General features: G+C 50.4%; 19 protein-coding genes and 3 pseudogenes. 3 read left to right on the top strand and 19 right to left on the bottom strand.

The genetic code is table 11. The features are described from left to right. Positions 1–6 precede the first annotated feature (6 nt). Together ACP26L_RS11875 and ACP26L_RS11870 are read right to left on the bottom strand one after the other, a co-directional pair. Positions 7–900 (bottom strand): ABC transporter permease, encoded by an 894-nt coding sequence (locus tag ACP26L_RS11875; protein ID WP_426452722.1) that lies wholly within the window; start codon positions 898–900, stop codon positions 7–9. Positions 901–1162: 262 nt separating this feature from the next. Next, complete coding sequence (locus tag ACP26L_RS11870) at positions 1163–1843, bottom strand: TetR/AcrR family transcriptional regulator (RefSeq protein ID WP_426452721.1); 681 nt, start codon at positions 1841–1843, stop codon at positions 1163–1165. 208 nt (positions 1844–2051) lie between these two features. Between ACP26L_RS11870 and ACP26L_RS11865 the strand changes: the two genes are divergently transcribed. Then, entirely contained in the window at positions 2052–3404 is a 1353-nt protein-coding gene (locus tag ACP26L_RS11865) for an MATE family efflux transporter (protein ID WP_426452720.1), read from the top strand. A gap of 456 nt (positions 3405–3860) precedes the next feature. Continuing rightward, positions 3861–4400, top strand: coding sequence for a CBO0543 family protein (locus ACP26L_RS11860; RefSeq protein ID WP_426452719.1), 540 nt, complete (start codon positions 3861–3863; stop codon positions 4398–4400). A gap of 304 nt (positions 4401–4704) precedes the next feature. Here ACP26L_RS11860 and ACP26L_RS11855 read toward each other — a convergent pair whose 3' ends face one another. From ACP26L_RS11855 to ACP26L_RS11835, 5 genes are all read right to left on the bottom strand, one after another. Next, positions 4705–6258 carry a SagB family peptide dehydrogenase gene (locus tag ACP26L_RS11855; protein WP_426452718.1) on the bottom strand — a complete coding sequence of 518 codons (1554 nt, stop codon included), beginning with the start codon at positions 6256–6258 and terminating at the stop codon, positions 4705–4707. A 66-nt stretch (positions 6259–6324) separates the two neighbouring features. Then, positions 6325–8268 carry a TOMM precursor leader peptide-binding protein gene (locus tag ACP26L_RS11850; protein WP_426452717.1) on the bottom strand — a complete coding sequence of 648 codons (1944 nt, stop codon included), beginning with the start codon at positions 8266–8268 and terminating at the stop codon, positions 6325–6327. Then, positions 8265–10193, bottom strand: a complete 1929-nt coding sequence (locus ACP26L_RS11845; RefSeq protein WP_426452716.1) for a putative thiazole-containing bacteriocin maturation protein — start codon at positions 10191–10193, stop codon at positions 8265–8267. Before ACP26L_RS11845 ends, ACP26L_RS11850 begins: the two co-directional genes overlap by 4 nt. Positions 10194–10370: 177 nt before the next feature. Continuing rightward, positions 10371–10730 (bottom strand): heterocycloanthracin/sonorensin family bacteriocin, encoded by a 360-nt coding sequence (locus tag ACP26L_RS11840; RefSeq protein WP_426452715.1) that lies wholly within the window; start codon positions 10728–10730, stop codon positions 10371–10373. 265 nt (positions 10731–10995) lie between these two features. Then, positions 10996–11403 carry a cupin domain-containing protein gene (locus tag ACP26L_RS11835; RefSeq protein ID WP_426452714.1) on the bottom strand — a complete coding sequence of 136 codons (408 nt, stop codon included), beginning with the start codon at positions 11401–11403 and terminating at the stop codon, positions 10996–10998. Positions 11404–11991: 588 nt separating this feature from the next. On the opposite strand from ACP26L_RS11835, the pseudogene ACP26L_RS11830 reads away from it, so the two are divergent. After that, positions 11992–12120: pseudogene (locus tag ACP26L_RS11830) on the top strand (TetR-like C-terminal domain-containing protein); the annotation flags it as partial. 94 nt (positions 12121–12214) lie between these two features. On the opposite strand, the gene ACP26L_RS11825 reads toward ACP26L_RS11830, so the two are convergent. The 12 genes and pseudogenes from ACP26L_RS11825 to ACP26L_RS11770 form a co-directional block, all read right to left on the bottom strand. Then, positions 12215–12391, bottom strand: coding sequence for a hypothetical protein (locus tag ACP26L_RS11825; protein WP_426452713.1), 177 nt, complete (start codon positions 12389–12391; stop codon positions 12215–12217). A gap of 246 nt (positions 12392–12637) precedes the next feature. Beyond that, positions 12638–14179: a response regulator gene (locus tag ACP26L_RS11820; RefSeq protein ID WP_426452712.1), complete on the bottom strand. Its 1542-nt coding sequence runs from the start codon at positions 14177–14179 to the stop codon at positions 12638–12640. Beyond that, entirely contained in the window at positions 14172–16073 is a 1902-nt protein-coding gene (locus tag ACP26L_RS11815) for a sensor histidine kinase (protein ID WP_426452711.1), read from the bottom strand. Before ACP26L_RS11815 ends, ACP26L_RS11820 begins: the two co-directional genes overlap by 8 nt. 124 nt (positions 16074–16197) lie before the next feature. After that, the gene (locus ACP26L_RS11810) at positions 16198–17277 is read right to left on the bottom strand and encodes an RNA-guided endonuclease InsQ/TnpB family protein (RefSeq protein WP_426452710.1); all 1080 of its coding nucleotides are present in this window, start codon (positions 17275–17277) and stop codon (positions 16198–16200) included. A 1-nt stretch (position 17278) separates the two neighbouring features. Continuing rightward, positions 17279–17680 carry an IS200/IS605 family transposase gene (gene tnpA / locus ACP26L_RS11805; protein WP_426452709.1) on the bottom strand — a complete coding sequence of 134 codons (402 nt, stop codon included), beginning with the start codon at positions 17678–17680 and terminating at the stop codon, positions 17279–17281. Positions 17681–17833: 153 nt separating this feature from the next. After that, the gene (locus ACP26L_RS11800) at positions 17834–19492 is read right to left on the bottom strand and encodes an extracellular solute-binding protein (RefSeq protein ID WP_426454907.1); all 1659 of its coding nucleotides are present in this window, start codon (positions 19490–19492) and stop codon (positions 17834–17836) included. Between the two features lie 193 nt (positions 19493–19685). Then, positions 19686–20728: pseudogene (locus ACP26L_RS11795) on the bottom strand (IS630 family transposase). A gap of 139 nt (positions 20729–20867) precedes the next feature. Beyond that, positions 20868–21743, bottom strand: coding sequence for a LysR family transcriptional regulator (locus ACP26L_RS11790; RefSeq protein WP_426452708.1), 876 nt, complete (start codon positions 21741–21743; stop codon positions 20868–20870). Then, positions 21728–22627, bottom strand: a complete 900-nt coding sequence (locus tag ACP26L_RS11785) for a LysR family transcriptional regulator (RefSeq protein WP_426452707.1) — start codon at positions 22625–22627, stop codon at positions 21728–21730. The genes ACP26L_RS11790 and ACP26L_RS11785 overlap by 16 nt, the downstream gene beginning before the upstream one ends. An 844-nt stretch (positions 22628–23471) precedes the next feature. Next, on the bottom strand, positions 23472–24194 hold the full coding sequence (locus ACP26L_RS11780; RefSeq protein WP_426452706.1) for a YheC/YheD family protein: 723 nt from the start codon (positions 24192–24194) through the stop codon (positions 23472–23474). A gap of 119 nt (positions 24195–24313) precedes the next feature. Continuing rightward, positions 24314–24412, bottom strand: coding sequence for a YjcZ family sporulation protein (locus ACP26L_RS11775; protein WP_014651926.1), 99 nt, complete (start codon positions 24410–24412; stop codon positions 24314–24316). A gap of 154 nt (positions 24413–24566) precedes the next feature. Further along, positions 24567–25426: pseudogene (locus ACP26L_RS11770) on the bottom strand (MFS transporter). Positions 25427–25679: the final 253 nt, after the last annotated feature.

Genomic DNA, 25679 nt, shown 5'->3' with positions numbered 1-25679 from the left:
GGCGGTTCACCACAGCCCTTCGCCGTTCATTCTTCTGGACAGCTGGTTGGTCGTGACGACCAGCATCAGGCTAATCACCGAGGAGAGCAGGCCGACGGCAGTCGCCATGCCGAAGTATCCCTGCAGCAGGCCGCTGCGGAGGACATACGTATCCAGGACGTCCGCGACTTCCATATTGGCTGAGTTCATCAGCGGATAGATCTGATCCATGCCGACGGTGATGAGGCTCGGGATGCTGAGGATCAGCACGATGGAGATCGTCGGCAGGATGCCCGGCAGCGTGATATGGCGGATCTGCGCCAGCTTGCCGGCCCCCTCCACCTTCGCCGCTTCATAGAGCTGCGGGTCGATGGTCGTGATGGCCGCCAGGTAGAGGATGGTGTTCCAGCCGGTCTCCTTCCAGAGGCCGCTTGCGATCACCACCGGACGGAACCACTCCGTGGAGCCCAGGAAGAAGATCGGCTCCGCGCCCGCCGTGGTGACCGCCTGGTTCACGAGGCCCCCGTCCAATGTCAGGAAGGCCTGCAGGATGTAGGCCACGACGATCCAGGAAAAGAAGTGCGGCAGGTAGCTCACCGACTGGACGAAACGCCGGAAGGCCGTGTGGGTAACCTCGTTGATCATGAGCGCCAGCAGAATCGGAGCGGGGAATCCGAAGACGAATTTCAGCACCGAAATGTACAGCGTATTCCGGACCACCGTCCAGAACTGCTCCTCCCCGAGGAACGCAAAATTGTCCATACCCACCCAGGGGCTGCTCCAAATGGATGTGCCGATCTGAAAATCCCGGAACGCGACCTGAATCCCTGCCATCGGGATATAATGGAAGAGAAACAGCAGGACCACGCCCGGCAAAATCATGAGATACTGCCAGCGATACTTGTAAGCCTTTGCATACATAAGCATCCTCCTCGTGACTTCATGATAAAGGGAACTCATGGAAACCACCATATCACAACGATTGGATTTATTTCGTTTTGGTTGGGTGACAGCCCATCGTCCCATGCCGAATTTCTCGATGCCCTCGAGCACAAATCACGCAGACGAAAAAAATAGCGCCCCCGTGAAGGGGACGCGTTCAACGAAGCGGTAAGTTAGTTTAGTTCCTGCACTCGTTCATTGAAACCGCCCGTCCTATTACCGGACGAGCGTTTTTTGCATTCTACTTCTCCTGCTCCTTTATCACCTGTTCAATCCCGAGCAGAATCAGCTTCAAACCGAACTCAAATGCCCTGTCGGTCCCCATCAGCTCGAACAGCCCGTTTGTGAACATCCTCCGGAACAGTCCCGCTTCCGACTCGCTCATGGAGTCCAGGAGACGAACCATCTTCTCACCCGGAAGCTCTTTCTGCTCCTTAAGAATAGCGGAGACATTGCGCTGATGCTGTTCATCATCCAGAACAAAGAAGTAGACATAGTTCACAAGGGTGAGAACGACTTGCATCTTCTGCTCTTGATCAAGCGGCGTCGACTCCACACAGAGGAGCATACGGTTGGTGAACCGGATGATGTCCGGTTCGTGGGGCAGCGTCATCATCATGAGCTGCGTGGAGCATGGATACCGGCGGAGCACACTCCGTACCGTTACCGCAAGCCCCGTCAGCTGCTCCTTCCAGTCCCCATTGGAGTGGAACTCCTCCAGGATAATCTTCGATACCTGGTTGGCAAGACGCTGATAGAGGTTCTGCTTGCTCTTGAAGTACCAATACAAAGAGGGAGCCTGAATCCCCAGCCGGTCGGCCAATCGCCTCATGCTGAATTTCTCGATACCCTCCTCTCCAAGAAGCTCCCACGATGCCTCCAGAATCTTATCCTCCGAAATCTGAGGCTGCTGCTTTTTCATCGACATCCGTCCTTCTACCTAACAGTGTAAGTTTATGCTTTACAGATCCATAGGCCCATGATATCATCTAACACTGTAAGTCACAACCTTACGGTGTTAGATGATATCCTAACGGAGGGATTCCTCTTGAAGTAAACAACATGACTTTGTCTTCATCGCCCTCATCATCGGCAGGACCAAAATAAAATAAAGAAAGTAGTGACCAAACATGGATGCACAGAACCTCCATTATTTCGAAAAAGCACCGATCGCCAAAGCCGTAGCTCACTTCGCTGTACCCATGATGCTAGGCACATCAATGAGTGTCATCTATTCCATTTTGAATGCCTATTTCCTTGGTACATTGAACAATACGGCCATGTTAACCGCACTCGCGCTAACCCTGCCCTTATTCGCGATCATTATGGCGCTGGGCAACTTGATTGGAATGGGGAGCGGCACATTCATCTCCCGATTGCTGGGAGAGAAGAAATATGATGAGGTTAGGCACGTATCTTCCTTCGCCTTTTACAGCAGTATAGTTCTCGGTCTGATCGTGATGGCCGCCTGTCTCCCGTTGATCGATTCTATCGTTCGTGGCCTGGGGGCAACGCCTGACTCCTTCGGATACACCAAGGACTATGTCACGATTATGCTTATCGGTTCACCCTTCGTTGTATTATTCTTCACGCTGGAGAATATCGTGCGCTCGGAGGGGGCAGCCATCATGTCGATGGTCGGTATGATTCTCAGTGTTGTCGTAAATATTATTCTTGATGCTGCAGTCATCTTCGTTTTCCATTGGGGCGTGATCGGTGTCGCATCGGCTACAGTCATATCTAACTTGGTTGCGAGTGGATTCTACGCCTTCCATATGGGATATAAGAGCCCATTCCTTACTATCTCCGTAAAATGGTTCAAGGCCAACAAGGACATCCTGAGCAATGTATTCAAAATCGGAGTTCCCGTCTTTGTAATGAGCCTCTTCTTGGGTGCAATGTCACTCGTCTTAAACCTTTTTCTTGTCGAATATGGGGATCAGGCTGCAGCGGCTTTCGGAATCACCTCACGTTTACTGCAATTTCCTGAGTTTATACTGATGGGCTTATGCGAAGGGGTCGTGCCGCTCATTGCCTTCTCTTTTACAGCGAATAAATTACGCCTGAAGCAAACGATTGGATTCACGATCAAAACGATTGTGGTGTTAGCCGCCCTGTTCGGCGTCATCGTCTACTTGATTTCCGGCCGCCTCATTGGTTTATTTACGAATGATCCGCAATTAATTGAAGTGGGCAGCTATATTCTGCATGTGACGTTCTTATCCTTGTTCATTACGGGAATGACCACGTTGTTTACGGGGATCTTCCAAGCAACAGCGCAGGGAACCGCAGCCTTTATTATGTCAGTTATTCAAGGAGTTACTCTGATTCCTGTGCTCTATATCGCCAATCGAATGTATGGCTTCCACGGTGTGGTCTGGTCGCTTGTCATTGCGGATGCCGTCGCTTTCCTTGTCGGAGCTATCATGCTGTATATTCTTCGGAACAAATTGCAGCCGGATTTGGATCATTTGGGGCACTAGAAAAAAACATATCCCACGCAAGAAGGCAGGTAAGGGCACTCTCCTTTGTTATTGTCGAATCACCCGTCTCGCCTGATTTTCGTGATGACTCCATGATATACATCAAAAAAAGCACAGCCTCTTCAATTGTCTTGAAGGGCTGTGCTTTTTTTTTGACGAACTCGCGGCAACCGGTATCTTCTATGAGAAATCTTATGATTTCTTCAGCCTCATCTCTATTCTACGGCTGCCGGCTGTGAACCGCAGTCTGTTTCCTCAGGTGGGCAGTCCGACGCTCATTTCCTGACCATCACTGTACCGTAATAAATTCGATAGATCATCCGCCCAGGTTGCTGATGGGCACATCTTCCATACACCAATTGAATAATTCTTTATATTTTTACAGAATTTAAATAAATAAAAGGCAAGGAAAAGTCAAAGAGTTAGATTCATCGAGTATTTTTTTACGAGGAGCAAATGATTATAGAAGTGAAGGGAGTGGGACTTTTGAGCCAAAAGAGAAAGAATGAAATGACTTTCTTATACTGTTTACTTCTGCTCTCCATTTGGATTTCCCCTTTTCTATTCAATCGTTCAGACAAAAAGAGTCTGATTTTCGCCTATATATTTAATGCATGTACAAATGTTGTACTCGACAAGTTTGCAACAAAAATGAATTTAATTACATATCCAACCCGGTTATTGCATAGTTTTTTTAAAATCCATATCCTATTTGACTTATTACTGTATCCCATCGTTACGGTCATATATAATCAAATGTCGAGCAAAGAAAAGGATAACTTACTATCTGTCGCTTACAAGGTATTCTTCTTTTCCATCCCACTCACAGTATTTGAAATTTGGGCTGATCGAAAAACTGGTTTGATAAAGTGGAGCGCTTGGTGGAAATGGTATCACACATTATTCAGCGTCAGTTTGAAATCCTTAATTACAAGAGGCTTTGTTGAACTCTTTAGACGGTGGCAGAGATCGAAAGCCAACCCAAGAATAACGTAAAAAGGCGCCCTGACCTGACGGCAGGGCGCCTAGTATTATTTCTTTGCAAGAGCGGAACGGCCTTCCCGATCGCGTGACTCACGTATCTGCACGTAGACACTTCAAAAATACTCCAATTGCCGGTCCTAATGTTGCATGCCATGTAAGTAGAATGCCTATAGAGGGGTTTTTAGATGTACTGCCCGTTCCTATTATGAGGTCACGAGATCTTTCTGGTTAGGCAGTCTTCCACATCTTACATATGGAAGCATTCGCTTGAAGGTGTTTTATCTCATGCTACGCTATGGGGACACCCTACTTCAACCTAACCGTGCAAGCCTCCCACCAGTCGGGGACGGGGCAGGCAGCGGCCGATCGGGATTTGGACGAGGCTGGTTAGCCGCTGTTGGGACAACCGGTAGAGCTCGTCACATCCTCCGGCCCGAAAGCCAAGCAGCGGACGACCTCCCATGCCGAGCACGGATGATGCCAGCAGCAGGTGATGCAGGAGCATGCCGGCTTCCATCTGCTGAATGCGGTATCCTCTATACCCTAACTTAGGAATCAGGTGATCGGCATCACCGGCAAGGTGCAGACAGATCGGCACTTGAAACAAATTGACGTTGTGAAGGATCATTCCCTGCTGCAGACGGAGCCGATGATCACCGGCAAGCACGCGCCGGAGGGCGTGGGCGGCTGTGTCATAACGGTAAGCTCCGTCCGGCACGCCTTCGACATTATAGAAACACCCGTATATAGCGACACGATGCGGGGACACCTCCCCCGCTCCGTCCAAATCGCTGCGGTACGCAAAGGAAGCCGCAGCTTCATGCAGCAGGGCGGCCAGCTGCTGTGCCGTTACGCGGCACAAGACAAATTCGCTTTCGGGCGAATATCTTGCTCGGCCGGCCGCCGCGAGATCGAAGTTCAGCCGCTTCACTAGAGGCAAATAGACACTCTGCATTCCGCTTTCTGTGCGCACGGATGGCTCTAAACGGCGAAACGGCGGCAGCGTATCCAGCTCCGCCGATTTGTTCATCCAACTCAGCAGCGGGATCTCCTTTACGGTCTTCGAACGCATGAACTGCTGATGCTGAACAGCCGGCAGTTCGCGGCAAAGCTCATCCGCTGCAGCTTGCACCTGCGTGCCGATGCCGTCGCCGATCCAAGCGATTTCGCGCTGCGCCGAAAGCGGGATAACCGCATACACGTTCTCCTCCCGGCCGGATAACCCCAGCAGATGGCCTACGGCCGAGTCCAGAAACCGGTAATGAACTCTTGACGAATAGCCGAACCGTTTCGCCGTCTCCAGCAGCTGCCCCATCAGCACGCCTGTATCGAGCCCTTGCAGACGATAAGAAAAGGTGTTGTATTTGAAAGCATTTTTCCAAACCATCGCCGATACGAAGACAGCGCCGAAGCAAGAGGATAGATCGCTGCGGCCCCCGAGAGCCCGGGCCAAATACAAATCGAAGTCACCTTCGCGCAGCAGGACAAGGCGGTGATGCGCTGCATCGTAATGGTACACACCGGGATCGCCGGCTGCCGAGCGCAGATAGACGTACAATTCGTTCGGGTACAGCCCTCCACCCGAAGGGACGAATCTGTGGTACGACTGCACCGCAGCGGCATGAACATGACTGACTTGAGTCAGCCCGTAGGCGTACCAGAGGAACTGTCCGATGTCTTTCAGGCTAGGCTCAGCGGGCGTTCGCCGTGCTTCCAACGACAGCGGGATATCCGAGGACAGCGGAACAGCAGGCAGGCCTCGATACAGCTTATAGGACAACGGCTTGTCGTCCCAATTGACCACCCAGCCGGGCAGCCCGCTCTCTTCGCCGTCGGCATGGAGATGGCGGATAAACGCTTCCAGACTCATTCTGCTTCCCCCCATCGCACCAATAGAGAGCCAAGGTATGGCATTCGCCGGCATCGTCCCGCTCATTTAAGGGAACGGATGCGGATAAGCGTTGAGCTCCTCCGGACGCAATGGCCGCTCCGTGTACCCCAGCTTGGCCGGCACCCGAAGCACCCTGTTTAGTCCCGCCACCCGGGTAAAATGGTAGCCGAACGTCATCGGCAGCATGCCGGGGATCAGCACCTTCACACAGTGCAGCGAATTACGCCGCAGCTCCGGCGTCGTCTGGTCCACTACGATCACGTCCAACTGGAGCCGATGGAACGTGCCGATCATTGCCTTCAAGTCTTCAGTCAGATCACCGCTCTTCGGCGCGGCTCCAAATTCCTGAGCGAACGTTCGCATCGGCCGGTTTTGCTTCAGCAAAAAGCTTAGCCGCGGCTCCGCCTCCGGTAAGCTGTATAGCATGGAATGGTCCTCCATGCTCCGTACGAGCGAAGGATCGCGAAGCATTTTCGCATAGTTCTCCCGGTTCGTCTCGAATTTCTGACCCATGGTCAGCGTCATCCCCGACAGCTCGTGGACCGCTCCCTTGGCCGCCCGCACCGGATCCGGGTGCGCTCCGGCCGCACAGATGAGATTTATTCCGTTAGGCTTCCTATTCTTGGCCAGCGCCCAAATGCTGGGAATGCCATTCTCCATCGTTGCATTAAACAAGAGCACATCAAAACCGGCAGCGGCCTGCAATCGGTCTACCATGAGGTTCAATTCGCGGTCGCCCGTAGATCGAGGGTCTAGTTGGGGAAGCGGCAGCTGTGCGTACCACGTCAGCAGGAACGAATCGCGCTCCACGATTTCCAGCATGCCGTACAAGATCGCTTCCTCCAGGCTTCCACCCAAGGCGCAGCCGTTGGACGTCTCGTACACGAAGCCCTGCCGGCAAGGAGAGCTGTAATACGCAAGCCACTGGGGCACCAGCATCGGGCGCTCTTGCGCAAACGAGTACCCCCATACCCAATCCGTCTCGACATCGGGATCGAACGGCCGGAAAGGAAATCCCGGCAGCTCATATTGCTCCTTGGCATACAGCCCGACGGTCATGGGATCGAGCGCTTCCCCCGCCAGCTGCCGCCAGCTGCCGCGAACGACCGGCCGCTTACCTCGCGGCGACGTGCCGCAATATCGCTCCAATCCCTCCAAGATGGCGGAAAGCTCGCTGTCCGCATAGCAATTCGTCCGGCCCGCCGTCAACTCGTCCCCATCTACCATCGGAAGATTCACGGTTACATCGGCCAAAGGAGACAGCAGATCCGGTATTTTTCCATTCATTAATCCGGTCTTGTAATCGAGATAATCCCTGACCAGAAAAGATTTCAGCTCATCGAGCGATCGGCTGCGGTACATGTTCTCGCCGATTTTGGGACTCGGCTCAAGGGAGATCCGGGCCGCATCCCGCGAATCTTCCGGAAGACGTCCGCATACGGGGCACAGCGGGTCCGGCAGGAAGAAATGGCTGGAGCTGTACAGCGTCTTCAGATTGACGAATACCACATGCTCTTCTAGGCGGGATAGGCTGCCGCGCAGCACGTTCCGCGATTCCGCCGCAAGCAGATGGGCCATCTGCAGCAGTCCCGTGCGCGATGCCCACATGTCGGACGGGCCCCTCCCTGTCTCCGTCAAACGATGCCTCAGCTCCCACATTTCCCTTCGGTCGCGTCCCGCGATAAGCTGCCGGGTATCCGCACACCTGGAGCACCCAGGCCGGCCCGGCCTGACCAGCGGCCCGACAACACCTTCGCCAAAGGCGACGCAACCGCGCAGCCACGGAAGGCCAGCAGCCTCAAAAACCGCCTCCGCCTCTCGGTGAACAGCGGGATACCAAGCATCATGCAGGACCAGAGCGAGTTCGACTCCTGCCGGCATTTCCTCTCGGGCATCGGCCAAACGAACGATCCGGTACTCGGGACTCAGCTCCACACACACTAAATCCGCCAGCACACCCTCTCCGACTATGGCTACGACCGCACTCATCCGGCCTCCCCCTCTCCCAGCAGCACGCCGAAGACGACGGCAGGACCCTCACGCAAAAACGGCTCCACCGCCAGATCAATCACATATACTTCCCGGCCGCTGCTTTTCAGCTTCCTCATCGCATCACTGACCACATCCCGCTGTGCCACCGTCACCTCGGCGGGAACCGATAGCTCCAGCGGGGCGTTCGGACCGAGCTGGACGGATTCCGCCTCCACCGCCTGCGGTGCTCGGCAAGCGGTGCCGTTTTGCGCCTTCATCAGCGCAGCCTGCAGCGCCGTGCGCAGCGCCGTTGTCACGGTCAAGCCGGTGCCGCCGAACCATCCGTCCTCCGTGCCCACCCATACGGCCGGAAAGCCGCACACTTCCTCTCCGAGCCCGATCGAAGGCAGGCCCCGCATCGTGGTCAATGCTTGCAGATAATACAGGCAGCGCTCGTCGTCAACCTGACCGAGCCCTACCTGAGTGACAGGAGACTTGCGGCTGGTCAGCCGTGCCTCCAGGTGCTGCGACAAACAAGCCTGCAGCCCGCGCGCCAATCCTTCTGCAGCCCTCTCCCCGACACCAATGCCGATGTACTGCTCGGTGTTCACGAGAGCACCCGCGAGCCGCGACACGTACGATTCAAGCCCGGCAAGCCCCGATTCACGCCGTGCCTCCTCATGCGTGAGTCCGGAGCAGATCATCTCCGGCAGCAGATCGGCCGGCCCTTCCGACAACGGATTGGCGGCCTGGACGCGGCATTGTGACAGGGGAAGCTGTCTAAGGTCCCCTTCCTCCCACCTATGGAGAATTCCCGTTCTCTCCGAAGTTAACATGCCCAGATACGAAAACAGCCCGTTCACTGCGCCGCCGTCCAGCCTCTCCTCAAGCCGGAGCTCCACGTCATCCACCCATCTGGCTGCCTCATTCCATTTTCCGGCGGCGAGAGGATGCGGCAGGAACGGATGCCAGTTTCCTTCCAGCGTTTCCAAATCAAGCAGATACAGTGAGTTTCTCAGCTCCGACTGGGCAGCTCCCGCTACCTGCTTGAAGTGCTCGAACACAATCACATTCGCGAGCAGCGCCCCCGCCGTGGAGGAGAAGGCAAAACGTTCCGGGTCCTTACATACTTCGGACTTGTGGATGCGCCGCATTGCCGAATCCCAGCAGAACGCGCTCTCCGGCTGGACGAGCGGGCCCGCGATGCCTGCCTGATGAAGGCACACGGCGGGAAGCAGCGTTCTGCGTTCCGTCTGGCATGCTGCACGAAGCAACCGAAACTCCTCACCATCGCCCATCTCGGATACATAGAGAACCGTATCGAAAGGCCGCACGGCTTCCCTCCAAGCGCCGGCTCCCTTGTTCGGCAGTGCCACCTCTCCGATCTCCACCTCAGAGTCCGTCAAGCGGGCGTGCTCCTCCAAAACCTTAAGCCGCTTCCGATCCGTCTGCAGCGAATCCGTTATCAGCATGCAGAACCGGGGCAGGCCAGACTCCAGAAGCGCCGACACCAGCGAAGCAAACATCGGGCCGGAGCCGACCGCGAGCACCTTGGCCTGCCGGTAGCACTGGAAGCGGTAGGCACCGGAATCGCCGAAGCTTTCGAGAAAAGCGATCTGCCCTGCATACCTGCGGACCGTTTCCTCCGATAGCACGTGCGGACGGTCCTGGCTCGCATCCCGCGCGAATCCTTTCTGCATCAGCACTTCCGCGATTTCGTACACCCTGTCCCGATGCGGACCGGATAGACCGTCCGTCAATTCCGCCAGTGTGTGCTCCCCGTTGAACATGGGGATGAGCTTTTCCAGCCAGCGGTAGATCATTTCTCCTTGCATGTGGAACGTGCCGACGTTATTCCGGAAATAGACGCCGTCGTTTGGAACCGGCAAAAAAAACGTATCCGCCTTTACCTGAAGGCGCGCAGATCGGGTCAGCTTTGACATCTCAGCCCTCCTAGCCGTAAACGTCGTTCTCCACTTCGGAATATCCATGATATGAAATCCTATGTACGTCTCTTTGTCCCTCATGTCAGATATCTGCTTTAGAAAACAGCGATCACCCATGCACAGCGATGTGCATGGGTGATCACTTTACTGCAAGACGGGAGAAAGACGGGGGGGTCAGCGACAGCGATGGCCGCCTCCGCAGTGATGACAGCTGCCTGCGCAGTGATGGCAGAAGCCCGCACAGTTATGACAGCGACCCGCGCAAAAGCCGCCGCAAACGCCTCCACAAACTCCGGCACAAAAGACACCGCAAACTCCGGCACATACTCCGGCGCAAACCCCCGCACAAACCCCAGCACAAACTCCCGCACATAATCCGACGCACAGACGCGCAGGATCCACCGGCACTTGGCCGATCGGATACGGGCCGGCGGGATAAGCGGGATACTGGGCCTGCTGCTCCCAAGGCGTTACCTCGCTCGCCTGAAACTGCGAAACACCCAACTGCTGAAGCTCATTTTGAAAATTAGTCATGAGATAAACCTCCAATAATTTTTTGATGATCCTTTTCCTGATCCTTTGAAGCGAAATGATATCGAATGTTACCGAAACATGATTCCAATTTATGGTGTGAACTCCGCGAATGTTCCTGAGTCAATTGACCCATTTTTTGGGCGTTTGTACCAATAGTGCTGTACGCTATGAGTACGTTTCAAGAAAGCTGACTTAAAAAGAAAAGACCGCAGCTTATGCGGTCTTAATGAATGTCGGTCCTTGTCTTCCGGCCATTATTCTTCATTTAAAGTTTATTATACTCCTCATCCGATACGGGTTCCAGCCATTCCGGCCTACCTGCAGTGATTGCAATATGCTCGAACCAGCTGTCTTTTGTGGCGCCATGCCAGTGTTTTACCCCATCATGGGTAATAATAACATCACCGGCTTTCAAGAATTGGGCAGCCATTCCCTCCTCTTGGTACCAACCTTCGCCGCCGGTGATTAACAGAAGTTGAAATCCATCCCGATGAATGTGCCAGTTATTTCTGCAGCCCGGTTCAAAGGTCACGTTTCCAACGCCAACATTGACTTTAGGATCGGCAACCAGCATGTTAAGGTAACTTTGTCCAACAAAATAGTTTGAAAATGCTTCATTCTTCTCTCCCACGGGGAAAATCACGCCCTGTTTTACTTCTTCATGTTTTGCCATTTGGCTTCCTCCCATTACTTTTTTATTTTTCCTCCAACGACCGGAAAGAAACTATGCTCACCCTACTTCTGGATGGCCTCCACATTCTTCAAAGTCTCCATATCTGCATCGCTGATAACAAAATCAAGCTCTGCATTGATTCTCATGTTATCTGGATTGGCCGTCTTAGGAATGAGTACAAGACCAGGCTGGATATCCTACCGCAGGCTGAGCTGAGCAACGGATATTCCATACTTATCAGCTGTTGCCTTTATCTCTGTATTATCAAGAATGGCACCGTATGCAATGGGTGAATATGCCTCTACCAGGATGTCATTCTTGTGACAGATTCTATTAACTCGAGCGGAGTATTGCTCACAAATACGCCTCCTTATTATGGTCACTGATTCGCATCCCATCCTCTACTAAATAATCGATGTTGATCGGTTAATCGACATATGTATATAATAATAAAATTTCAGTTCCGGACAATCGTTATTATCCCTTGATTCGTCGATTTCTCGACACACGGATTAAAAGTGTCTATTATCTAGGAAAGGCTGGTACACTTAGGATCCAGCCCAAGAAAGGAATGAGGAATTAACGGGAGAGGTCATGCTACGGTTTGTGGGGATGGCTTATGCAGGCATGGTCGAATGGTGGATTACAAACCAAATGCCCTGCCCGCCTGAAGCAATGGCTAGGCAAGCTGCGATTTTATTAGAAAGAGTGGTGTGATGCATTTTAGAATACATCATCTCAGGCGCGGCTTGTACGCCAACGGTGATAACAAGAAACCCGGACCGAAGGCCACGGGTTTCTTATGGTCGATTTATTTTTTCTTGGCGTCCTCTTCGCTGACCACCTTTCCCTGGGTGACTTCTTCTCCGTTTTCTTGAAGTGTTTCTGCGAGTTCACCAACATAGGCACTCCCATTCAGATTAGCAAGAGAGAATGTGGATAAAATCGCGAGCGTTGCAATGGATTTCCTGAATTTTCTTTTGAGCACAGTAAGGTCTCTCCTTTCCTTTTCACTTATTTGTAAAATTTTAGTCTACACCCCTTTGATTTCATTCTATATTAAACTCTCAAATATTTCCAATGGTCTGCCTGACTGTCTGCCAGTAGGGTGGTTATAGTTTTTCCCTATGATATGTATAGAAAACTGAAGATGGATTGCACCGTAACATTTCATTAGACTGAAGAGGTAAACTGTGTTGTGAGTCGCAGGACTCTACTATGTTCAGTCCATTCTTTATTCAACCTTCTGCCTTCGCTGGTTTCGGAATTCCAGCGCTGTGATCCCTTCGGTATCTTTGAATATTCTCGTAAAATGCTTCACATTCTCGAATCCAACCTGCTCACTGATTTCATACACCTTGAGATCGGAGCACACCAACAGTTCCTTCGCCTTGTCCAGTCTTAACCGGCGAACATAGTTCGAGAAGCTCTCACCGCTGTATTCTTGGAAGGCCTGGCTGAAATACGAGTAATTGAGGGAGAAATGGTTGGAGACGATCGCCATGTTCAAATCGTCGGCATAATGCTTCTGCAAGTAGACGACAACCTTTTGCATCGTATTGGGTTCCGCCGGCGCTTTCTCTCTCCGGTCTTGGATGAACCGATCCAAACTAACGAGAAGCTGCTCGACAGCTGTGTAATAATCTTCAAACCGGTCGAAGTTCCCGATGTGCCCCACATGGGCGTGTGACCTTAATAGATCAAGTACCTTATAACCGTAGATGCCGAACAGCTTGTCGAACACCTCCTCATTCAGCAGCTGGCTAATACGTTCCAGATAGCCGATCTCACAGCTGCTAATCATGCGAACATCGAGGATTTGATCGAGAAGCTGTTTCATTTCATCCCTGCGTCCCATTCCGATGAAATTCAATATTCGCCGGATTAACTCAACAGGAACGACATGCCGCTCATTGCGTTCACTTAGGCGGGCGTGTTCCAGCACATCGAGTTCTGGAAGCAAAATACCGTATTTCAAGGTTTGCTTCGCTTGACTGTAGGCCCACCGGATCTGCTCGATCCCTTGAACCGGATCGCTAATCGCAATTCGCAGCTGCGAATAAGAACCACTTCTCCTCCACCGTTCCGCCAACTGGTAGAATATCACCGGATCGCGTGCAATCAATATCGTTCCGCCTGTTCCGTCACGCGTGAGCATCCAATCCGTATGCCCTTGTAACAGCTCCGTGATTCCAGTCCTGAAAGAAGCAGCATCCGCCCTGCTAACCTGTGATCCCTTACCGCGGCGCGCTAACAAGCCCAGCGTATATCCCGCATCCAGCCAGCTTAAGCCGGCTGGTGTTGTCGCATCACCCACATCCTTCTGGGTCAAATGCAGCGTAAGCAGCTCGGCAGCAAAAAGACGGGCCTCTTCGCCCGCTGTGTCTGCTCGCTCTTCTCTCGCCCTAATGTCAAGTATTAATCGCTCCAGGACGGCAAACAATTCCTCCCGCTTCACAGGCTTAATGAGATAATCCTTCACAGCAAAGCGGATCCCTTTCTGCGCATATACAAAGTCATTATAACCCGACAGCAGAACAACCTCGGGTTTAACCGGATGGTCTTGCAGCCGCTCGAGCAGTTCGATCCCATCCATAATGGGCATTCGGATATCTGTAAACATAATATCCGCAGGTTCCTGGCGAAGCAGCTCCAGCGCCTCTTGTCCATTCTCGGCAAACCTGTAGCTGAACAGACTAGGATGCTGCCTCTCAATGATCGATTGCAAGCCCCTGCGAATGATCTTCTCATCGTCGACGATCAGCAAGCTAATCATAGATGTCCTCTCCCCCTCCCATGACCCGATAGGGCAGAGTCATGATTACGCGTGTATAGCTTCCTTCCTGACTCTCGACCCCAATCCCATATTCCACACCATAGCTCATCACTAATCGTTGATCCACGTTACGCAGACCAATTCCATTGCTGTCCTGGTTATCTTTGCGAACGAATAATTGCCGGGCGTTCTGGTAAGCGGACTCTTCCATTCGCAGCATTCGATTCAATAAGGTAAGTCTCTCTTCCGGTATGCCGCAGCCGCTGTCCGTAACCTCAATGACACATGTTTGGTCACACCGGACGGCAGAGATGATAATGACCAGATTTCCATCGCTGGAATGCATGCGGCGCATCCCATGCTTGATTGCATTCTCGACTGTGGGCTGCAGTGACATTTTGAGTGATTCCTGTTTGAGGCATTCCGGTGCAATCGACAATCGGAGGTCAAGTCTTCCATCATAACGGATATTCATGATCGATACATAATCCTGGACATGCTGAATCTCATCGCTGAGCATCACGTGCTCCCGATTCCACTCCATGGAATACCGCATCATACCGCCTAGCGAGGTCATGATGTCCGATATCAGGTACTGCCCTTCCATCTCCGCCAGCATCTTGACGTTCTCCAGCGTATTGTAGAGAAAGTGGGAATCGATCTGGTTCTTCAGCGCCCGAAGCTCGGCTTCTTTGCCTGCCGCCTGCCTGGCTGCCTGCTCTTGAATAAGCTCGTTTATTTTCAGAATGAGCTTGCGGTAATGAAAGCCAAGCTCTCCTACCTCATCGGTACCGGTAATTGGCGGCAGCTCGACGTTGAAGTTACCGCTTCTTACCTGCTGCATCGATTCTCTTAACGCCTTAAGCCTGCGCAAAATCACCGCTTGCATCGAGTAAGACAGCAGTACGAGAAATGCCGCTAGTAACGAAAAGAGAACAATATACCGAACTCTCGAATGGTTAATGCCATTCATCGTGTCCGCAAGACTAACCATATTGACCAGATGGACGTCGATCGATGGGATGTAGCTCTGAAAGGCCAAGTAGGACTGCCCATCAACCTCTAATTGTACCGTCTCGTTAGCTGTGTTACTCGTCAGCTTCACACCGTTAATCAATTCCTCCGCGCTGTGCCGTTCGAACACAGCTGAATCCTTTAAGCTGAATACCTGTCCGCTCCTGGCGACTACGATCAGTTGGGAGTTCATGTCCTGCACACTGCTGAACGTTCGGGAGAAGAAATTCGATAGTACCATCGATATCTCCAGGATCCCATTATGTGTTGCGTTGTCGGGATATTTGAATTCCTGCAAGTACGTCATGAAAGGCTCATTCGGCGAGGGTTCGGATGGTAATCCGGTGAGGACAACGTTCCCCTGTATAGCCCACCAGGGCATACCGTTCTGCTTCATCACTTCATCATGCCAAGGCTTGTCTTGAATACGTGATTCCTGCAGAATGACGGGCCAAATTTCATTCACATACAGATTATCCGTGAACAACCGGACATTCGCAATCCGTGGATTGTTGAACAGAAAATATTGAAAGTTGTTGACCACAGCTTTTTTAATATAAAGAACATTCGCTGCATCCTGAGTTTGTTCAATTTGCAGATATTTGTTCATTTCCCGATTGGACAACGCAAGCTGTGCTGTCCATCTCATCAGTTCAATGTTATTCTCAATGTTGATCTTCTCGACCTCAAGCACATTCTCGTTGTTCTTCATCAAGTCTTTCATGGCCTTGGCGGAATCTTCATTGAGCGTATACCAAGAGAATAGAACAACCGGTATAAAGATAACGACCACAAATGACAGAATCAGTTTGGCTTGAAGCGAAAATTTAAACGTAAAATCACGTAGCCCCAAAAACCAACGGAATACCGCGCGTCCCATCCCCTGTCTCACATCCTGCTGCTTCCTCTGTGATGACTCCCCATAGCTGAAGCTAGGGGCTTCTCGGTTCAACGAGTCCGCTAATGCGGCGCTCTCCCCGAAGGCTCCATCCAAGCCGAAAGTTTTAGGCGGTTGCTCGTTTAAGGATGTTAACAGCCGCGTTCTCGTCTCGGTCGGCTATGTATCCGCAGCATAGGCAGTGGTGTTTTCGATCCTTGAGCAGTTTCTTAACGACTACACCACAGCTAGAACAAAGCTGAGACGTATTGCGTGGGTCAACCTGTTTCACGACTCTACCAGCACTCTCAGCCTTGTAGGTGGTGAACGAGACAAGTTGGCTCCAGCCGCTGTCTGCGATGCTCTTTGCCAAGTTATGATTCTTGGTCATGCCGAGAACGTTCAAGTCCTCGAATGCTATCAATCCGTAACGATTTACGAGCCCACGGCTAACTTTGTGGTTGTAATCCTTGCGCTGATTGGCTACATGTTCATGCAGCCGAGCAAGAACATGCACGGCCTTCTTACGGCGGTTAGAACCCTTCTTCTTGCGGCTGACGGAACGCTGTAAACGTTTGAGTCGCTTTTCCGACGCGCGGAGGTATGCAGGGGACTTAAAGTGCTCACCATCGGACGTAACGGCAAGAGTCCTAACGCCTAGATCAACGCCAACAGCATCTGCACAGTACGGGAGCTGTTTCGTTCCGATTTCCGCTGACAGGCAGGCGTAATACTTGCCGTTCTTTTGGATGATCGTACAAGTCTTGACCTTACCTTCCAAAGGTCGATGCAGCTTCATCCTAACATCTCCGATCTTGGAGAGTTTCAGTTTCTTGCCGTCGAGTTTGTAACGGCCCTGCGGATAGGTGAAGGAATCGTACTGTGAGGCCGGCTTAAACCGGGGGAACCCTGGCTTTTCACCACCCTTAACACGACGATAGAACGCCTGGAATGCTTTGTCTAAGCGTTTAGCTACATCTTGCAACACTTGGGAGTGCACCTGTTTGAGCGCCGGAATCGCCATTTTACGCTCGCTAAACGTGTTCGCTTGGTCGTAATAGTTCAGGCTCTTACCTTCGTTCTGGTACGTGTGAATACGCTCGGCCAGCAAGCGGTTGTACAGCAGCCGGCAACGCTCAAGTGTGAAGACAATAGCCTTGCGCTGTTCACGGTTTGGGTATAGTCGGTATTTGTACGCAATCAGCACGCTATCGCTCCTTTTGCTGTTCAATGTATCGCTTTACTGTTTCGAGCGATACGCTGCCGACTGTAGCTACAAAATAGCTGTTTGTCCACAGCGAGGGAATCCGTGACCTGAGCTCCTTGAACTCAAGTCGAAGAATGCGGGATGTGTAGCCTTTAAGGTGTTTTACAATCCGGTGGATACCGAACTGTGGATCGCATGTACTTAGCAGATGAACATGATCCGGCATGATTTCCATTTCCACAATTTCAGCTTGAAGTTCGTTAGCTTTGATGTGGAATAGTTCTTTCAAGCGACTATCAACAGGAGGATACAGAACCTTTCGTCTATATTTTGGGCAAAACACGACATGATATTTACAATCGAATGTAATATTGTGGTTGTTTTCTATTTCTCGTTGTGACATAGGATCACCTCAAGAAGACTATACCACAAAACAATTGATACGATTAGTATATCTAATGTCGGCTGCTAAAGGTGGCTAAAGCCACCCCACATCCGAAGTGCCTTACATCCCCATAACTAAAGTAAGGGGTTTTTCGGCACTAAATTATAAGAACTATTGATTGAGCGACGATTTCAGCTTTTGTACATTTCGTTCATAGGCTGCTTGGCGGCTGGCTTCGATAGCTTTATACTCGGGATCCCCGGTAATCGTCTTCATGAATTCGGCGAACAGCCGATCAAATTCAGCATCCGACCCCGCCATCAGCAGCTTGGGCAGTGTCTCGGCCCAGAGCCGCGTGGTTTCGCCCTGCGCAATACCTTCCTTCGTCGACGGGTCCGGGTCCAGATTTTCGAACTCGCTCATGCTGATTGTCTTGCCCTTCGTCCAATCCGCAATTTGTTTGGCTGGTTCAGCATCCATCCCTGTCATCCATGCCAGATTCATATTCTTATCCATTAACATCCAGTACATATAAGAAGCGCCATACTTCCTATTGAATGCCAATCGGTCGGTGTTGAGCAGATGCAAGACCTCCGGCAGGAACTGATCTTTGCCGTCGATCGTATCGTAGGTAACTCCCTTCTCTCCTAAGAACAAATCTTTGCTTCCCTCTTCGCTGAGCAAATAGGTGAGGAAGGCCATTGCCCTCTTCTTATCCTTGACGTTCTTCGAGATGAGCGTCACCGTCCAACCGGAGACGCCATTTCCGGCAAGGGTTGGCGCATCATGTGCATCATTCGCCGGACCATCTATCGCGATATACACCTTGTTCGGGTCCTTGCGATATAATGCTTGGTTAATCTCCGAGAAATCAGACCACTGATACAGCATGGCAAAATAACGCCCTTGCGATATTTTTTCATCCTTTTCCAGTCGTTTTTCATCAATATAGACATCTGTCGGGATCAGCCCGTCCTCATTCGCTTGGCGGAACACCTTCAGCCATTTCAGATAGGTTGGATCGCTTCGACGGTCGTACAGTTTGCCGTCTTTCTGCTGAGGAATGGCCAGGAAGTTCTGAAGATAGGCTTCAAGCGAGTAGTTGCCGGTTTCCGTAAATTCATGCAGGCCGATCGGAATCAGCGGCTGGCCGTCCACTTCGGGAAATTTCTCCTTCGCAGCTTTCAGCGCGCCAAGAAACCCTTCCGGCGTGCTCATATCCGGTTTCCCAAGTGCTTCATACATGTCTTTCCGCACAACAAAGGTTTGATTAGACGTAAAAAGCTGACCATACTTCCGATAGTCCGCAGGGGATGAAGATGCATTCGGGTAGCCATACACATGGCCGTCAGCCTGTGTATACCAGTTAAGCTTCACAGGGTCTGCGACTTTAAAGAAATAAGGGTCATACTGGTCCGCCAGCTCATTTAAGGGAAGCACCATATCTCCATTGATCATCTTCTGCACGGAATCCTCATACGAGCCCAGCGTGATGAAGTCCGGGAGCGACCTTGCCGCCATCATTGTGTTCAGCTTCTCGCTGGCGTCGCCGGCAGGCATCATGAAGTTCAAGCTGACACCGGTCTTCTTCGTAATATACTCGGAGACGACGTTTCCCCCCCACTTGCTCGTGTACCAGTCAAAATTGATATACCAGTCGAACGTAATCGGTGTCGTATCCAGCTTCCAGGCAGGCTCTTCAGAAGAAAGCTTCGTTTGAGAAGGATCTGCCTCCTTAAGATTGGCGTTGACGTTCGTATGATTCTCAGCAGTGCTGCTGCCCGATGTGCCGGCGTTCCCAGAACAAGCTGCTGCCGTCGAACATATCATCAGAGCTAGTAACAACTTGGCAGATTTACCCCTTTTACCCACTCATAGCTCCCCTTCATCTGTGCACTGATAGACTTCATGCCCTGAATTTGCCCATAAAAAAATAGGCTTACTCTATTCAGAAGCATCAATTTAGTGCCAGTATAAAGGTTATTGCTGGTAAATGAAAGAGCTATATAAAACGCAATTAAGATTATAACCTGACGAGTAGTCGATCAATTGTCTTCAATGGATGCTTGTTGATTCGCTTCATGAACTGACCTACATGTAACTTGATTCGATAAAACTTTTCAAAAAAAACACATTGTTAACGACATCTGCCTTTAGCCATAGCCACAATCCTTCCACCGGATTTAAATTCGGGCTGTACGGCGGTAAAAAGACAAGCTGTAGACGAGTATGCTTTTTCAAAAAGGGCTGCAGTGCCGCTGCATGATGAATACGGCTATTATCCAGAATGATTGCGATCTTTCCCTGTGGATACGCAGCAAGCAGATCTTCCAGGAACCGGATCCAAGCTGCTACATCCGCTGTTTCTTCTTCTCGATGATGTACTTATCCGGTTTCATAATTGATTGCTGCAAACAGCTTGGCACCTTCATGCTTCCCGTACGTTGGCACTCTGCGCTGTCTTCCGCGCGGAAACCAGCTATATTGCAACGCTTGATAAGAACGAATCATCGATTCGTCTTCGAACAGCAGGTGATCGATATCCTCTTCTTCAACCCTTTCCTTGAGCCGGGCGAAGGTGTGTTTTCGGAAATAAATTTGCTCTTCCTTGTCAGCTTTAGCCAGTGTATAAGTTGCTTTGGTAAAGCTGAAGTTTATCCGTTTGAGCATCGCGCTGATGCCACGAACGCTAATCTCTTGGCCAAACTCACGCTGAATCCACTCGGCTACCAGGGGCAATGTCCAGGTATAGCGAGCTTCAAAGCCAACATCGGCCGGCTGCTTCTGCTCCAGCATCGCTGCCAGCTGCTGCCTCTGTTCTTTGGACAGTTTGGGCGGCTGCCCAGGGGAATGATCCATCTCTAGACCTGCAATCCCTTGTTTTTGATAGCTTTGCCAGTAGCTGCTGATCATTTGGCGAGCGCGGCCAAGCAATTGACCGATTTCCATGAAGGAGTGACCTTCCAGATGAAGGCGCACGGCCAGATATTTTTCGTACAACCGTTTTTCTGAAGTTTCTTTCATGACTTCATTCAAGCGTTCAATCTCTGCTAATTTCTTATCCATCTTCATCGCCGCCTCAGGTGTTTTACTAATAATTACCCATACAAGCGGCATGTTACGTTATTAAATGCGTCTTATATAACATTAGATTTAGGTTTTTTAGGGGAATGACAGCAAGAGCATCATCGCTTGCGAAATCGGGTCAAGACGAAGGAATATGTTCCAGTAGAAAATCGATACATTTCTGAACAGAAGGATTATGATCATGTTGTCTTCTAAAGAGAAGTTTGATTTCACGAACAGGCGTTGGATCTACAAGACGAATGATTTTCAATGGCTGACCGGAAAAGATTTCAATGGAAGAAGCAGGTAAGATAGCTGCCCCCATCTTTTGCAGTACCATGGAAAGAAGATGGGCCGTGGAAGCGGACTCAAACTTGGATTGCAAAGATTTGGCGATTTTCGTGCCCCATGTATGTAGATGCTCGTTATAACTTATGTCCCCGACAAATAATGAAGATTCTATATTTTCCAGCTCATGAAACGAAACAGCAGTTCGATCCGCCCACGGATGATCCGCATCAACGACCAATGCCAGTTCTTCTTTGAACAGGTGCATCATATGAACTTCTTTGTTCGGCTCAAGCTTGTCGGTAATCCCGATATCGATACTACTATCCAGTAATTGTCGTGATATATTTTCTGCACTGGCAAAGTTTAGCGTAATGTCAGGATACTGTTCATGAAATTTCAGAAAATGGGGGATGAAACCAAAAAAGTCCATCGGAGGAATCCCTACCGAAAGTTTATTTACCCGAGCATGGCATAACGCGCAAGTTTCTTTCTTGGATTCTTCAATGAGCCTCATCACGGAAAGGGCTTTTTCGTAAAGGATTTCCCCGTCGGCCGTAACCTTTACCCCTCTGCCAACTCTCTCGAATAAAGAGGTTCCAACCTCAGCTTCCAGAAAGCGGATCTGTTGACTTAACGTAGGTTGAGAAATCAGTAGAACCTCTGCAGCCTTAGTAAAGCTTCCTTCTCTGCAAATTTGAATGAAACATTCTAATTGCCTGAACATGAAAGACTCACCTCAGCTTCTCTTACATAGGAATCCATCTCTCGGATAAATACGCTTGCCGTGGATCTCATCGTAACCGAATGTAGACGTATGAGAGATATATCCCAGCTAGGAGTATGCCCGACCAGTTTCACAATGCGCAATGAATCGTCACTTAGACTTTCGAGCAAAGAGGTTGGTATAAGTGCTGCTCCAAGTCCATGACGAACCCCATGGATTAATACGGAAGAGGAGGACGTTTCGATGATCGACCTCAAGGTAAACCCGCAAGAGAACCCATACATATCAAGTAATGATTTGTTTTGTACTCTGAACATAATCGAATTCATCTGCTTCAAAGATCGAAAAGGAATCGATGATTTGTCAGCCAAAGGATGTTCGGAATGAACCAACAGCACCATTTCTTGTCGATACAAATGAGTCGAAAGGACCGAAGCATCTGAGAGCTGAGATGCCGTGATTCCAATGTCCACCCTCCCTTCCAAAACGTTATTCGCGGCATCCTCCGTATCGATGATTTTTAATGAAATATTCGGGTACTTTTGGTGAAATCTCATAAAGCAGGGAGCCAGATATTCAAGCTCAGCAGGACAGCATCCAATCGAAATGGTTTCCTGAGACTTTCTGTTTCGCCCATTGATTTCATTTCGCGCCTCTTCAAGAAGCTTCATGATCGCGTTGCCTTTACTTAAGAGAATTTTTCCCGCTTCGGTTACTTCGACTCCCCTGCTTACCCGATCGAACAATTGAATATTATACTCATCCTCCAAAACCCGGATTTGCTGACTTAGTGTAGGCTGAGTCACACCTAATTCTTCTGTAGCTTTGGTGAAGCTGCCTGATTTGCAAATCTGAATAAAATATTCAAGCTGGCGCAATTCCACGGTGCATCCCCCTTAGGTAACGGAACTTTTCCGTGAGGTCATTGCAGGTAGCAATCCCTGCGCTTCATGTTTTTTTCCTCCTTACCATTATAAGAAGAAAACTGTCATGGAATATATCCGCTGGATTTCAGGTGAGGGTTGCTGGATTTTAGGGTTGGTGCGGCTCGGAACGCGTGGAGGATGAAATTGGTCCCTAAGTCAAGCTCGATGCCGCGGCGCAGCAGCCCCCCTGTTGGAAGGGGCCCTGCGGACTTTAGGGATATATACAAAAGAAGACGGCCAGCCTTTTATTCTTGGCCGGTCGTCTTTTCGTTGCGTACCTACTTGCGTCTCTTGGAACTTTTCACACGCGACCTGCCTCTCTGGGCACTTACAACACGCGTCACCTGGAACTGATTGACTCCGACCTGTATAATGGCAAACTGGCTGTAAGAAGTGCCGGAAGAAGTATAGGGCTGCGCTTGAATGTTTCCACTTGGAGTTCTAACGGTTGCGCTGATCCTCGTCACCAAGCAGACCCCACGACTAGAAGCGGTCCAAGTCTCGTCACGTTGAACATTAAAATTATCATCGGAGCAAAAGATGGATGCGTATTCAACTTTCCCGGACGCATTAAATGGCGTAGAGTTATAAATCTGAACGGGCGGGTAAGCAGCAGCTCTGCCTTTACATCCCCTACATCCCATACCCGATTCCCCCCTTCCTATGAATCTAGTACAGTTTATGCCGTTGGTAACCGTTTGGTAAGGTATAAAAGTGGATAAGAACGCCTGCCCGGCAATGGAGGCATATCTTTGAATAAGTTTGCGTGCAAAAAGCAGCGAAACCGAAATGCTCCGCTGCTTTAATGTTTTTGATACCATCGTATTTTGTGATACATCGACGAATCTTTCAATAGCCTGAAAGGCTGTAAATCCGGCTGATAATTGCCTTCGATGATCCAAATCCGCCGGTTCCTATCAATGCCGATGTCAAACCCGACCTGCCTAAGCTTGGGGAAACGCCCGCCAAGACGCTGTGCAGCCAACAGCGCGATCCGGTTAGCCTTGACGATCAAGCTTCGATCTCTGAGACGAGCTAATTTCAGCGCCTCAGGTACTGGAATGATGCGGCTGGGCACATTCGTGATGAGATACCCCTTCGCTGCCACTTTCGCATATGAGCCTGTCACGTTCCAAGTGGACGCATTGCCTTTTCTTCGCTGCACCATGATCCGAATGTCAAACGGACTGTGTTGAATTTGAGCAAGCTGCAGGCGTCGTTGGACAACATATCCTCGGTTTCCGGTTTCTTTACCGATCCATTGGAGTAACCGCTCGGTGTCTTTCATAGTGACCGTTTTTCTTTCGCTATGAATATGATAGGAGTTAGCTCCGTCGCGGGTGATAAACAAGATGTCCCGTCCGAAGCTCCCCGCGCGCGGCTTCAAAACGAGGCTTTGATATTGATGCAGCTGCTTTGCCAACTCGTTAAGCTTCAGCAGCCGGGTTTCAGGCAGCCTTGCGGCAAGAGAGGACGTACCCTTGAGGATGCGATATTGCATCCATTTGTCTCGTTTGATCGACATTCGAATCACAATCCTTCACCCCCTCCTGTTACCGTAGGAAGCTGCTCCGCTGACCGTTTATTCCTCCGCTTATACGTCTTATGTAGTAAGAAGGTGCCCAATGGGGCACCTTGGTGTGATTAGATGACAAATGCAGTAGAAACAATCACAAGCAGGATAAAAAGTACCAGGATAACCCCAGTGCTTGTGAATCCGCCACAACCTGCACCATAACCCATCGCTGCCGCCTCCTTCCGGTTAAGCTAACAGCAGTTTATGGCAATCTCCGCTTGTCCGGATTGGGCTGCGCAAGAAAATGTGTCCTTGTACTCAGTTCCCCGCACATTTTTTTTTGATTCATTTTCATGCACGGTCGTGTTGTAGAAGGAGAATCTATATAAGTTCTTTTCGTCTATGCAGATAAATAAAAAGAATGATACCCGAAACAGCGCATAACAGTGCACATAACCCAATCACGCCATAGCCAGCCTGAAGGCCTCGAAGCAGTCCTACTCCTGAATCTTCACCGTAGCGTAGAGTCCCTTTGTCCATTCGATTACACCGCCGATCAGATAGTTACCTATTACACTGCCTACCCCCATGAGCGTGACCGTGAACGTGATGGCCGTATCACTTTCATTCGGGTATCGTTTAGCAATAAAAGCCATAACGGTCGGATAGATCATTGCAATCCCAACACCTGACGCAGCGAATAGAAATGCTGCATCTTCCCCGCCAACGATTGTCCCGAAAGTACAAATCGCCGACATCATCGAAAATAGGATTAAGGATAATGTAAACCAGTAACCTTCATGAGAACCGTCGCCAGGAGCGGCGCGACAATGGAGCTCAGTCCATAAAAACCATGAGCCAAGTTCATCATCGTCCCCGTATTTTTAACGAAGATCCGCGCCCCCAATAGGGCGAGCCCATCTCCAGCATGCCATTGCCGATATACATAAGGAAATAAGAGGCGGAAAAGGAGACATAATGCTGCGAGACGAATATGAGGATGCCGGATATCGCCATCGCGGCAAAAGCAATGACCGAACTCGCTTGATGCCCCACCTCATCGTCAAAAAAGCGGTAAAGGAACACGCGATTAAATAACCGAGCGAATTCAGGGACAATAAAGTTCCCAGCTGCGATTCGTTCAGCATAAAGTCATATTGAATGCGGGGAATCGCTGGTCATATGATATTTTCTGAAAACCCGAATACAATAAACCCGATAAATATAGTCGCCAGCTGCATGGCATACACTTTATTCAACGTTCCCGGACTCTTCTCCACTCTTGACAGTCTCCTTCTCTCTCAAAACGTGCTTTAAAATCCAATGTAAGCCGTTTGTTCAGCTGCGTCAATGAAAGGATACTTAACAGGGGATTAGATTACGAGAACCTAGTATACATCGATAAAAACTACAGGAGATTCCTATTTCGTACCGTACGAAAAGGTTCGCAGAGTTGGTAAGATCGATAAGGAACAGGAGGTGACCATTGACAGG

Origin of the sequence: Paenibacillus sp. S-38 (assembly GCF_049942825.1) — a bacterium.
Classification (GTDB): Bacteria; Bacillota; Bacilli; order Paenibacillales; family NBRC-103111; genus Paenibacillus_G.
This window is presented reverse-complemented; position numbering and strand designations above follow the sequence as displayed.